This is a genomic window from Pseudomonas sp. 14P5.3.2 (assembly GCF_057799175.1).
The window spans coordinates 14403-25839 of sequence record NZ_JBYOKU010000002.1 but is presented as its reverse complement, the minus strand read 5'-3'; the positions used below and the strand labels follow the sequence as shown (position 1 = coordinate 25839).

The 11437-nt window shown below is 60.9% G+C and carries 11 protein-coding genes; 6 read left to right on the top strand and 5 right to left on the bottom strand.

The window, feature by feature from the left end; genetic code table 11:
- Positions 1–81 precede the first annotated feature (81 nt).
- Positions 82–537, bottom strand: coding sequence for a dUTP diphosphatase (gene dut, locus AC27VU_RS01830; protein ID WP_003229483.1), 456 nt, complete (start codon positions 535–537; stop codon positions 82–84).
- Positions 538–542: 5 nt separating this feature from the next.
- Positions 543–1751, bottom strand: coding sequence for a bifunctional phosphopantothenoylcysteine decarboxylase/phosphopantothenate--cysteine ligase CoaBC (coaBC, locus tag AC27VU_RS01825; protein ID WP_488723287.1), 1209 nt, complete (start codon positions 1749–1751; stop codon positions 543–545).
- A gap of 135 nt (positions 1752–1886) precedes the next feature.
- On the opposite strand from coaBC, the gene radC reads away from it, so the two are divergent.
- Positions 1887–2561, top strand: a complete 675-nt coding sequence (gene radC, locus AC27VU_RS01820; RefSeq protein WP_201136242.1) for a RadC family protein — start codon at positions 1887–1889, stop codon at positions 2559–2561.
- A 134-nt stretch (positions 2562–2695) separates the two neighbouring features.
- On the opposite strand, the gene AC27VU_RS01815 is transcribed toward radC, so the two are convergent.
- Positions 2696–4282 carry an ABC transporter substrate-binding protein gene (locus AC27VU_RS01815; protein ID WP_135296835.1) on the bottom strand — a complete coding sequence of 529 codons (1587 nt, stop codon included), beginning with the start codon at positions 4280–4282 and terminating at the stop codon, positions 2696–2698.
- 445 nt (positions 4283–4727) lie between these two features.
- Between AC27VU_RS01815 and rpmB the strand changes: the two genes are divergently transcribed.
- Both rpmB and rpmG read left to right on the top strand, forming a co-directional pair.
- Positions 4728–4961, top strand: coding sequence for a 50S ribosomal protein L28 (gene rpmB, locus AC27VU_RS01810; RefSeq protein ID WP_003229474.1), 234 nt, complete (start codon positions 4728–4730; stop codon positions 4959–4961).
- Positions 4962–4972: 11 nt separating this feature from the next.
- Positions 4973–5128, top strand: coding sequence for a 50S ribosomal protein L33 (gene rpmG, locus AC27VU_RS01805; RefSeq protein ID WP_003177274.1), 156 nt, complete (start codon positions 4973–4975; stop codon positions 5126–5128).
- A 207-nt stretch (positions 5129–5335) separates the two neighbouring features.
- Here rpmG and AC27VU_RS01800 read toward each other — a convergent pair whose 3' ends face one another.
- Positions 5336–5698, bottom strand: a complete 363-nt coding sequence (locus tag AC27VU_RS01800) for a cupin domain-containing protein (protein ID WP_003229472.1) — start codon at positions 5696–5698, stop codon at positions 5336–5338.
- Positions 5699–5934: 236 nt separating this feature from the next.
- On the opposite strand from AC27VU_RS01800, the gene AC27VU_RS01795 reads away from it, so the two are divergent.
- Entirely contained in the window at positions 5935–7428 is a 1494-nt protein-coding gene (locus AC27VU_RS01795; RefSeq protein WP_400498801.1) for an aldehyde dehydrogenase, read from the top strand.
- A gap of 187 nt (positions 7429–7615) precedes the next feature.
- A complete protein-coding gene (locus AC27VU_RS01790) occupies positions 7616–8758 on the top strand; it encodes an MFS transporter (protein WP_226500789.1) in 1143 nt (380 codons plus the stop codon).
- Positions 8759–8844: 86 nt separating this feature from the next.
- Here the strand turns inward: AC27VU_RS01790 and AC27VU_RS01785 are convergent, their stop codons facing one another.
- On the bottom strand, positions 8845–10395 hold the full coding sequence (locus AC27VU_RS01785; RefSeq protein ID WP_488723286.1) for a phospholipase D family protein: 1551 nt from the start codon (positions 10393–10395) through the stop codon (positions 8845–8847).
- 315 nt (positions 10396–10710) lie between these two features.
- Here AC27VU_RS01785 and AC27VU_RS01780 point away from each other — a divergent pair, with 315 nt between their 5' ends.
- On the top strand, positions 10711–11361 hold the full coding sequence (locus tag AC27VU_RS01780) for a DUF1120 domain-containing protein (protein WP_400506764.1): 651 nt from the start codon (positions 10711–10713) through the stop codon (positions 11359–11361).
- Positions 11362–11437: the final 76 nt, after the last annotated feature.

The window sequence follows — 11437 nt, the reverse complement described above, 5'->3', positions numbered from 1 at the left end:
TGCGAAGCAGCCCTAAAGATCTTGTGGGCGCTGCGCACCCAAGCGGGAGCAAGCTCCCTCGCCACAGTAACGGGTTATCGGTTATTTAGTGCCGGTATGGCCAAAACCGCCCGCGCCGCGTTCGGTTTCAACGAACTCTTCAACCATTTCGAAGTGCGCCTGCACCACGGGTACCAGTACCAGCTGCGCCAGACGCTCGCCGACGGTCATGGTGAAGTCGGACTGGCCACGGTTCCAGCAGGACACCATCAGCGGGCCCTGATAATCCGAGTCGATCAGGCCGACGAGGTTGCCCAGCACGATGCCGTGCTTATGGCCCATGCCCGAGCGCGGCAGGATCAGTGCGGCGAGGTTCGGGTCGCCGATGTAGACCGACAGACCGGTAGGGATCAGCACGGTTTCACCCGGCTTGATCACGATGTCCTGTTCCAGCATGGCGCGCAGGTCGAGGCCGGCGGAGCCTGGGGTGGCGTATTGCGGCAGCGGGAATTCGGTACCGATGCGTGGGTCGAGGATCTTGGCTTGCAAAGCGTGCATGTAAATTAAACCTGGTTCAGACGTTCGGCGATAAAAGTGACCAGTTGGCGAGCGATCTTGCTCTTGCTGGTCTGGGCGAAAACAGTGGCATGAAGCTCACGGTCGATCACGCTGCAGGCGTTTTCTTCGCTGTTGAATCCGATGCTCGGGTTGGCGACGTCGTTGGCGACGATCAAATCGAGATTCTTGTCTTTCAGCTTGCGTGCAGCGTAGTCGAGCAGGTGTTCGGTCTCGGCGGCGAAGCCGACACTGAACGGACGGTCGGGACGGGTCGCGATGGTGGCCAGGATGTCCGGGTTACGCACCATTTGCAGGACGAAGCCGTCGCCGCTTGTAGGGTCTTTCTTGAGTTTTTGCGGGGCAACGACTTCCGGACGGTAGTCCGCCACCGCTGCCGAGGCGATGAACACATCACACGGGATGGCCGACTCGCACGCTGCGAGCATGTCGCGGGCACTGACCACGTCGATACGCGTGACGCGATCCGGCGTCGGCAGGTGTACCGGGCCGCTGATCAGGGTCACGCGGGCGCCGGCTTCCACCGCGGCTTCGGCCAGAGCGAAGCCCATTTTCCCGGAGCTGTGGTTGGTGATGTAGCGCACCGGGTCGATGTTTTCCTGAGTCGGGCCGGCGGTGATCACCACGTGCTTGCCGGTCAGTGCCCTACGCTGGAAACAATCCGCCGCGCACTGCGCCAGATCGGTGGCCTCCATCATCCGGCCCATGCCGACGTCGCCGCAGGCCTGGCTGCCGGAGGCCGGGCCGAAGGTCTTCAGGCCACGGCTTTCAAGGAGTTGCAGGTTGGCCTGGGTCGCCGGGTCGCGCCACATCGCCTGGTTCATGGCTGGCGCGACGGCCACTACGGCATCGGTAGCAAGAACCAAAGTGGTCAGCAAATCGTTGGCGATGCCTTGGGCCAGACGGGCGATCAGGTCGGCGGTGGCCGGGGCGATCAATACCAGATCGGCCCACTTGGCCAGCTCGATGTGGCCCATCGCCGCTTCGGCGGCCGGGTCGAGCAAGTCGAGGTGAACCGGGTGCCCGGACAGGGCCTGCATGGTCAGCGGGGTGATGAACTCGGCGCCGCCATGGGTCATGACCACGCGCACTTCGGCGCCCTGGTCGATCAGGCGACGAACCAGATCGGCGCTCTTGTAGGCCGCAATGCCGCCGCCGACGCCCAGAACGATGCGTTTCCGATACAGCCGCTGCATAGGTCTGCCTTTCATTTCGTGGGTGACATACGTGGCGAAACCCCCTCCCCAGGGTGAATTCGCCCGCAAAAAAGATGGGCTACGATATCACAGCGACCGCTACGGAACAGCGGCGCCCACAGACAAGGAAGGTGTATGAGTATTCGCGATTGGCCAGCGGCGGAACGGCCGCGGGAGAAGCTACTTGAACAGGGCGCGGGAAGCCTTTCCGATGCCGAATTACTGGCGATTTTTCTTCGTACCGGGGTCACGGGAAAAAGCGCGGTGGATCTGGCGCGACACCTGTTGACTCAATTCGGCAGCCTGCGCGCATTGCTGGAGGCCGATCTTGCGGCGTTCAGCGTGCAGTTGGGATTGGGGCCTGCGAAGTTCGCACAGTTGCAGGCGGTGCTGGAAATGGGGCGGCGGCATCTGGCCGAGCGCATGCGTAAAAAACCGGCGCTGGAGAATCCGCAGGCAGTTCGGGATTACTTGAAGTCCATGCTGCGCCACGAGCCGCACGAGGTGTTCGGCTGCCTGTTTCTCGACTCCAAGCATCAAGTGCTGACGTTCGAGGCGCTGTTTCGCGGCTCGATCGACAACACCAGCGTGCATCCCCGGGAAGTGGTGAAACGCTCATTGGCCAACAACGCGGCGGCGGTGATTCTCTGCCACAACCACCCGTCGGGGAACAGCGATCCGAGCCAGGCGGATCGGCAACTGACCAAGCGCTTGCAGAAGGCTTTGGATCTGATTGATGTGCGGGTGCTCGATCACTTCATCGTTGGCGACGGCGAGCCGCTGTCGATGGCGGAGTGTGGCTGGATGTAGCTTTCAACAACAAACGCCAACCCCTGTGGGAGCGGGCTTGCTCGCGAAGGCGATGTGTCAGTCAATAAAAGTTTGGCTGATCCGACGCCTTCGCGAGCAAGCCCGCTCCCACAGGGGAATTGTGTTGTGGCGGGTTATTTCAGGGTGACCTTCGAATAGTCCTGCCGCCCGAACGGGCTGACGGAATAACCCTGCACATCCTTGCGCGTCAGCGCATAGGCAGTCGGGTGCGCCAGCGGCAACCACAGCGCCTGCTGCTGAATCTGCGCCTGGGCCTGTTCATACAGCTTGGTGCGCACGCCTTGCTCGCTGGTGGTTTTGCCGGCGCTGATCAGTTTGTCCAGATCGGCATTGCAGTAGCGGGCGAAGTTGGTGCCGGACTTGACCGCCGCGCAGGAAAACTGCGGCGTGAGGAAGTTGTCCGGGTCGCCGTTGTCGCCGGCCCAGCCCATGAACAGCAGGTCATGTTCGCCAGCCTTGGCGCGGCGGATCAATTCGCCCCACTCGATCACGCGGATTTCCGCCTGGATGCCGATTTCCGCCAGGTCCGATTGCAGCAACTGCGCCCCCAGACTCGGATTGGGGTTGAGCAGGCTGCCGGACGGACGGGTCCAGATGGTGGTCTGGAAGCCGTCCTTGAGTCCGGCCTTGGCCAGCAACGCCTTGGCTTTGGCCACGTCGTGCGGGTAGCCCGGCAGGTTCTTTGCGTAGCTCCAGGTGTTCGGCGGGTAAGGGCCGTTGGCGGGTTCGGCGGTGTCTTCGAACACGGCTTTGACGTAGTTGGCCTTGTCGAAGGCGAGGTTGATCGCCTGGCGCACCTCCGGCTTGTCCAGCGGTGGGTGCTGGCTGTTGATGCCGACGAAAGCCGTCATGAACGCGTCAGTCTTTTCCACTTTCAGGGTCGGTTCTTCCTGCGCCGCTTTCACGTCCAGCGGTTTTGGCGACAGGGCGATCTGACACTCGTTGCGCCGCAGCTTTTGCAGGCGCACGTTGGCGTCAGGGGTGATGGCGAAGATCAGCGGATCGACCGCCGGCTTGCCGCCGAAGTAGTCCGGGTTGGCCTTGTAGCGCACCGAAGCGTCTTTCTGGAAGCGCGTGAACACAAACGGGCCGGTGCCGATCGGCTGGCTGTTGAGCTTGTCGGTGGCGTCGGCCTTGAGCAGCTTGTCCGCATATTCGGCGGAATAGATCGAGGCGAAACCCATGCTCAGGGTCGCGAGGAACGTCGAATCCGGGTGGTCGAGGGTAAAGCGCACGGTCAGCGGATCGAGTGCGTCGATTTTCTTGATCAGCGCCGGCAACTGCATGGATTGGGCGTGCGGGAAACCGCTTTGCGCCACTTTGTGCCATGGGTTGGCCGGGTCGAGCATGCGGTCGAAGCTGAATTTGACGTCTTCGGCGCTCAGGGTGCGGGTCGGTTTGAAATAGTCGGTGCTGTGAAACTTCACCTGCGGGTGCAGCTTGAACACATAAGTCAGGCCGTCGGTGCTGACTTCCCAGCTGTCGGCCAGGCTCGGCACGACTTTGCCGCTGGCGGTGTCGAAGTCCACCAGGCGGTTCATCAGCACGTCGGCCGAGGCATTGGTGGTGGTCAGCGAGTTGTATTGCACCACGTCGAACCCTTCAGGGCTGGCCTCGGTGCAGACGCTCAGGGCGGCGGCCTGGGCCAGGGGGCTCAGCAGAAGCGGGGCGAGCAACAGGGGTAGGGCAGCGAGGCGCATGGTCGGCTTCCTTTACAGATCGAAGGCCATCTGCAGGTGCAGTCTGGAAAAGGGTTACCCTAGAGGGCTGGATTGCAAATGACTATCCCCTTTTGTATTTTTCGGGGTCGTGCACTGGCGTTTTTCAGACCGCGGTGCACCCAGAAAAGTCGGAAACCTCTGTCAGAGCGGTTTTCTGCGACGAGTGGTCAAAACTCGCGCCAGCCTTTATCCAAAGCGTCCGCAGCCGGAAAAAGTGCCTTTTTACCGGTTGATTGCACATCGATTGTTGTTGCACCCCGGTCTTTCTGGTATAAAGCAGCGCTCTTTTCTAGGGGCCCGGTTCCTTCACTGTAGGTGTAGCCGGTAAGACCTCTAAAGAAACGCGGCGCCTGGCGCCAAATGACTGAGAGATTAAGCGGCCAACCCATGCCGGGTTGGGCATGTGGTTTTAGAGGGCTGAGGCATGTCGAGAGTATGTCAAGTTACCGGTAAGGGTCCGGTAACCGGGAATAACATTTCCCACGCAAACAACAAAACCCGTCGTCGTTTCCTGCCGAACCTGCAGCATCACCGCTTCTGGGTTGAAGAAGAGAAACGTTTTGTGCGTCTGCGCGTATCTGCCAAAGGCATGCGCATCATCGACAAGCGTGGCATCAGTGTCGTGCTCGCCGAACTTCGCCGCGATGGCAAGATTTAAGGGAGCTAATCATGCGTGAATTGATTCGTTTGATCTCGAGCGCCGGTACTGGTCACTTCTACACTACCGACAAGAACAAGCGTACTACTCCGGACAAAATCGAGATCAAGAAATATGATCCGGTTGTTCGTAAGCACGTGATCTACAAGGAAGGCAAAATCAAGTAATTGATTTTTCCCGACTTACAAAAAAGGCCCGTATCTCACGATACGGGCCTTTTTTGTTGCCTCGGATTTCTGTGGTGTCTGGCCGGGCCTCATCGCTGGCAAGCCAGCTCCCACAATGATCGCCGGTATTCACAAAATGTGTGTTCACCACAAAACCTGTAGGAGTGAGCCTGCTCGCGATAGGGCCGGATCAGTCAGCGAAAATCCTCAAGCCTTCTGCTCAAAGATCACATAGATCTTGCGGCAAGCCTCCAGCACTTCCCAGGTGCCACGGAAGCCGGCCGGAATCACAAAGCGGTCGCCAACACGCAAGGTCTTGGCATTGCCGTCGCTGTCGCGCAGCACCGAAACCCCCTGCAGGATTTCGCAGTATTCATGCTCGGTGTAGTTCACCGTCCACTGCCCGACCGCGCCTTCCCACACGCCGACGCCCATCTGCCCACAAGGGCTGTCGTACTGATTGAACACCGCTTGCTCGGGATCGCCCTTGAGCACTTTGGCCGGGTCCGGGCGATAGCGTTCGGCTGTGCTGGTGGTCAGGCTGATATCGACGACGTTCTGGATGTTCATTGTTGTTTTCTCCCGTGATGACGGCGCGGTGGCTTGAAAGGGCCAAAGTCTATGTTTATTAAAATGAACACCGCAAGGCCGTATGGCGCGCTTATGTCAAATATATTGAAACAACCCCGGTCGCTGGTTTAGGGTGGCGGGTGCCTTGGGCCGAAAAAGCAGGCCGGCCGGGCAGCATTCCTGAAGACGTCCGCGAAGAACGCGGCGCTCGTATTCAACAAGAGGAGGACACTCGAATGACCACCCTGACTCGTGCCGATTGGGAACAACGTGCTCGCGACCTGAAGATCGAAGGCCGCGCCTACCTCAACGGCGAATACACCGACGCCGTCTCCGGCGAGACCTTCGAGTGCATCAGCCCGGTCGATGGCCGTCTGCTTGGCAAAATCGCCAGCTGTGACGCCGCCGACGCCCAGCGCGCCGTGGAAAACGCTCGTGCCACGTTCAATTCCGGCGTCTGGTCGCGCCTGGCGCCGACCAAACGCAAAGCCACCATGATTCGTTTCGCCAGCCTGCTCAAGCAGCACGCTGAAGAGCTGGCGTTGCTCGAAACGCTCGACATGGGCAAGCCGATCAGCGACTCGCTGTACATCGACGTCCCGGGCGCGGCGCAAGCGCTGAGCTGGAGCGGTGAGGCGATCGACAAGATCTACGACGAAGTCGCCGCCACGCCGCATGATCAACTGGGTCTGGTGACCCGCGAGCCGGTGGGCGTGGTCGGTGCCATCGTGCCGTGGAACTTCCCGCTGATGATGGCCTGCTGGAAACTCGGCCCGGCGCTGTCCACCGGTAACTCGGTGATCCTCAAGCCGTCGGAAAAATCCCCGCTGACCGCCATCCGCATCGCTGCGCTGGCGGTTGAGGCCGGTATTCCAAAAGGTGTGCTCAACGTCCTGCCGGGCTACGGCCACACCGTCGGCAAGGCGCTGGCGCTGCACAATGACGTCGACACCCTGGTGTTCACCGGTTCGACCAAGATTGCCAAGCAGTTGATGATCTACGCCGGCGAATCGAACATGAAGCGCGTGTGGCTGGAAGCCGGCGGCAAGAGCCCGAACATCGTTTTTGCCGATGCGCCGGACCTGCAAGCCGCTGCCGAATCCGCCGCCAGTGCCATCGCCTTCAACCAGGGCGAAGTGTGCACCGCCGGTTCGCGGCTGCTGGTCGAGCGTTCGATCAAGGACAAATTCCTTCCGATGGTGATCGAGGCTCTGAAAACCTGGAAGCCGGGCAATCCGCTGGATCCGGCAACCAACGTCGGTGCGCTGGTCGATACCCAGCAGATGAACACCGTGCTGTCGTACATCGAATCCGGTCACAGCGACGGCGCTAAGCTGGTGGCGGGCGGCAAGCGCATCCTCCAGGAAACCGGTGGCACCTACGTCGAGCCGACGATTTTCGACGGCGTGAGCAACGCGATGAAGATCGCCCAGGAAGAGATCTTCGGCCCGGTGCTGTCGGTCATCGCCTTCGACACTGCGGAAGAAGCGATCCAGATCGCCAACGACACGCCGTATGGCCTGGCCGCAGCGGTATGGACTCAGGACATTTCCAAGGCGCACCTGACCGCCAAGGCGCTACGTGCCGGTAGCGTGTGGGTCAACCAGTACGACGGCGGCGACATGACCGCACCGTTCGGCGGCTTCAAGCAGTCGGGCAACGGTCGTGACAAGTCGCTGCACGCGTTCGACAAGTACACCGAGCTGAAGGCGACGTGGATCAAGCTGTAAGCCGTTAGCGGGAGCCCGTTCACTCCGGGCTCCCTGACGAAACAGAGATTCCCTGTGGGAGCGGGCTTGCTCGCGAAAGCGGTGTATCAGTCAGCACATTTGCTGAATGTGAAACCGTTTTCGCGAGCAAGCCCGCTCCCACAGTGATTTTGTGGCGCACATAAGAATATCCACAGGAGCGTGGACCATGCGTTGGGCGACGTATTTCGCCGTGTTGGCGTCTGTCTTGAGTGTCGGTCTGGCCCTGGGGGTCAGCATGCCGTTGGTGTCGTTGCGTCTGGAAGGCTGGGGTTATGGCTCCTTTGCCATTGGCGTGATGGCGGCGATGCCGGCGATTGGCGTGCTGCTGGGGGCGAAGATTTCCAGTCACTTGGCGGCGCGTTTCGGCACGGCGAACCTGATGCGTCTGTGCCTGTGGGCGGGTGCGTTGTCGATCGGCTTGCTGGCGTTGTTACCCAGCTATCCGATCTGGCTGGTGCTGCGCCTGATGATCGGGGTGATCCTGACCATCGTGTTCATCCTTGGCGAGAGCTGGATCAATCAACTGGTCGTCGAACACTGGCGCGGTCGGCTGGTGGCGCTGTATGGCAGCAGCTATGCGCTGAGCCAACTGTCTGGTCCGCTGCTGCTGGGTGCGCTCGGCACTGAGCACGATTACGGGTTCTGGGTTGGCGTCGGACTGCTGACGGTCTCACCTTTGCTGTTGATGGGCCGCAGCGGTGCGCCGAGCAGTGAAGCCAGCAGTGTGACGTTCAGCGATTTGTGGGGTTTTGCCCGTGAGCTGCCGGCGATTGCCTGGGCGGTGTCACTGTTCGCCGCGTTCGAGGCGATGATCCTCACGTTGTTGCCGGTGTATTGCCTGCAGCAGGGCTTTACTGCCGAGATCGCGTTGGCGATGGTCAGCACGGTGGTGGTCGGCGATGCGCTGCTGCAACTGCCGATTGGTGCGCTGGCGGACTACCTGTCGCGACGTACCTTGTTCACCGGATGCGCGGTGGTGTTGATGCTGTCGAGCCTGGCGATTCCGCTGTTGATCGACACGCTGCTGATCTGGCCGTTGTGGGTGTTGTTCGGGGCCAGTGCCGGTGGGCTGTTCACCTTGTCACTGATCCTGATCGGCGAGCGTTATCGCGACGATGCGCTGGTGCGGGCCAATGCGCACATTGCGCAGCTGTGGGGTGTCGGTTGTCTGATCGGGCCGTTGATGGCAGGGGCGGGCAGCCAGTGGATCAGCGGGCATGCGTTGCCGCTGTTGATGGCGGTGGGGGCGTTTGGGTTGGTGATTCTGCTGATGCGCCAAGGTGCGTTCGGGGCAGTGCAAACGGCTTAAGGTCAAAAGATCGCAGCCTGCGGCAGCTCCTACAGGGAAACCGCGTTCCAGTGTAGGAGCTGCCGCAGGCTGCGATCTTTTGCTTTTTAAAGCATCCGCTCCAGACCGACAGTGGTGCTGAACCACGCATTGAACCGCCGCCACCAGCTCCCCGGCTCTTTGGTCAGCGTGTGCATCTGGCCGTTGTCCTCGGTCATCCAGACGATCTTGCCATCCTGCAGTTTCGCCTCATAACTCAGTGCTGGTGCCATGCCTTGCAAGGCCAGTTCGCGTGCGCGTTCGGCCAGTTCCGGGCTGTCCACCAGGACCCCGACCTCGGTGTTCCACAGCACCGAGCGCGGGTCGAAGTTGAACGAGCCGATGAACGCTTTCTGCCGGTCGAAAATCATCGCCTTGCTGTGCAGGCTGGAATCCGAACCCCGGAATGACTTGCTGTAGAACAGGTGTGGGCCGCTGCCATAGTTATCCCCAGGCTGGCGGCGCAGCTCATACAGTTTCACCCCGTGCTCCAGCAGCGCCTTGCGATACGGCGCATAACCGCCGTGTACCGCCGGTACATCGGTGGCCTCCAGCGAGTTGGTCAGCAGGCTCACCGAGACCCCGGCGTCGGCACGCCCGGTCAGGTACACCAGCCCCGGCTGGCCGGGAACGAAGTACGCCGAGATCATGATCAGTTCTTTGCTGACGCCGCGCAGTTCCGGCGCCAGTTGCGTGGTCAGTAGCAGTTGCGGGTCCGGTTCGTCCTTGGCCAGCACCTTGCTCGGCGCATCCCACAGCGCCTGGTTCCAGGCCCAGATCAATTCCTTGCGCCAGATGTCCATGCGCGGCGCGGTCTTGAACGTCATCAGCTGTTGATACAGCGCGTGGTTCTGTTTGCGGGTTTCATCCAGCGATTCTTCGAGGCGCGTGCGGGTGTTCTGCAGGTCTTTGGCGCTCGGTTTGCTCGAGAGGAATTCGTCGATCGGCTTGCTCAGCGCGCTGTTCCAGTACTGATCGAAACTGTGTCCGAGCTGCTCGGCCACCGGGCCGACGCTGAGCATGTCGATGTCGGTGAAATTCAGGTTCGGTTCGGCATCGAAATACTCGTCGCCGAGATTGCGCCCGCCGACGATGGCCACGCTGTTGTCCGCCAGCCACAGCTTGTTGTGCATGCGCCGATGTTGCAGCGACAGGTTGAACAGGCGGCCGGCGGCGCGGGTCACGCCCGTGCTGCGGCCCAGGTGCAGTGGATTGAACAGGCGGATCTGGATCTGTGGATGCGCCGCCAGCGTGGCGATGATCGTGTCGAGACCGTCGCTGGTGGTGTCGTCGAGCAGGATGCGTACGCGCACGCCGCGGTCGGCGGCCTTGAGCAGTTCTTCCACGAGCATCCGTGTACTGACGCCGTCGTGGACGATGTAGTACTGCAAGTCGAGGCTGGTTTGCGCATTGCGGATCAGTTCGGCGCGAGCGGTGAAGGCCTCAGTACTGTTGGACAGCAGGCGGAACCCGGAGCGGCCCTGATAGGGCGTCGCCTGTGCCTGAATCGAGCGACCGAATGCGGAGCCGGCAGACGGCAACGCCTGACTGGGTTCACGTGCTACATCGAGATTGGCGCAACCACTGGCCAACGAACACAGGACAAAGACAGCGAGCAATTTTTTTCCGGGTCGCACGTTGCTTTCTCGGCTGGGGGCTGGGGGTGACGGAGTATGGCATGCAGAGGATTTCAACGACCGCTTCCAGGCGGATCCTCGCCACACTGTGTAAACAATTAGTCGTTCGAAAGTAGGAATGAGTTCGCATGTGTTTTTGGACTATTTGCCATGTCGTTTTTTCCGCTCTTGGTTGGTGCCTATTCCTACATACGGATCCTGCAAAAAAGGAAATCATCGCCCCCGGTATTCACGGCCCCGGTGAAAGCGATGCCCTGAATACCTGCCATTTATAAATAGCCGAACAAGTAGGGACTGATGAAAAAAACAACATGGATGGCGGCCATCGCGGCCGCGGTATTGCCGACGCTGGCCGCTGCCGAGAGCGTGGATCTGAACGTGATCGGAACCATTATTCCGACCTCGTGCATCCCGGCATTTGCCGGTGGTGGCACCGTCGATCTGCGCAAGATTTCGGCGGCCACACTGAACAAGACCACACAGACGCTGCTGCCGACTCACGATATTTCGCTGCACATCAATTGCGATGCGCCGGCGCCGGTGGAGGTGTCGGTCAGAGACAATCGTGCGGCAACCAAATTGCCGGGCATCAACGATGGCGCCGGTAACAGCGATCCGGCCTTGTTTTACGGGCTAGGCGAAATCGGCGGCATCCGTATCGGCGGCTTCGCTCTGCGCCACGGGCGTCCGGAAGCCGACGGTATCCAGCAGACCCTGATGACCCGCACCCTGGCGGCGCCGGCGTGGCAATTGCCTTCCTCGCCGCTGGTGAGCAATGCCCCGGCGCTGTACTCCTGGGGTACCGGCGTGGCAGCCGGCCCGGTCGCGGCGCGCCATCACGGGTTTCCGATGAGCCTGTTGCCGATCATTGGCCCGAGTAACGCGCTGCCGATCGCCAGCGAGATCCCGCTCGATGGCTCGGTCACCTTCGACATGTACTACCTCTGATCGACAGAGCCCGGCCATTGCCGGGTTCTTTCAGGTTCATTCGGCGCGTCCTTAGACGGGGGCGCTGAAACTTTCC

Bases quoted from the DNA above. Each gene is read 5' to 3' on its own strand.
- AC27VU_RS01795 (WP_400498801.1), top strand. From the start codon at position 5,935: ATGACCACCCTGACTCGTGCCGATTGGGAACAACGTGCTCGCGACCTG.
- dut (WP_003229483.1), bottom strand. From the start codon at position 537: ATGCACGCTTTGCAAGCCAAGATCCTCGACCCACGCATCGGTACCGAA.
- AC27VU_RS01790 (WP_226500789.1), top strand. From the start codon at position 7,616: ATGCGTTGGGCGACGTATTTCGCCGTGTTGGCGTCTGTCTTGAGTGTC.
- radC (WP_201136242.1), top strand. From the start codon at position 1,887: ATGAGTATTCGCGATTGGCCAGCGGCGGAACGGCCGCGGGAGAAGCTA.
- coaBC (WP_488723287.1), bottom strand. From the start codon at position 1,751: ATGCAGCGGCTGTATCGGAAACGCATCGTTCTGGGCGTCGGCGGCGGC.
- AC27VU_RS01800 (WP_003229472.1), bottom strand. From the start codon at position 5,698: ATGAACATCCAGAACGTCGTCGATATCAGCCTGACCACCAGCACAGCC.
- rpmB (WP_003229474.1), top strand. From the start codon at position 4,728: ATGTCGAGAGTATGTCAAGTTACCGGTAAGGGTCCGGTAACCGGGAAT.
- AC27VU_RS01780 (WP_400506764.1), top strand. From the start codon at position 10,711: ATGAAAAAAACAACATGGATGGCGGCCATCGCGGCCGCGGTATTGCCG.
- AC27VU_RS01815 (WP_135296835.1), bottom strand. From the start codon at position 4,282: ATGCGCCTCGCTGCCCTACCCCTGTTGCTCGCCCCGCTTCTGCTGAGC.
- rpmG (WP_003177274.1), top strand. From the start codon at position 4,973: ATGCGTGAATTGATTCGTTTGATCTCGAGCGCCGGTACTGGTCACTTC.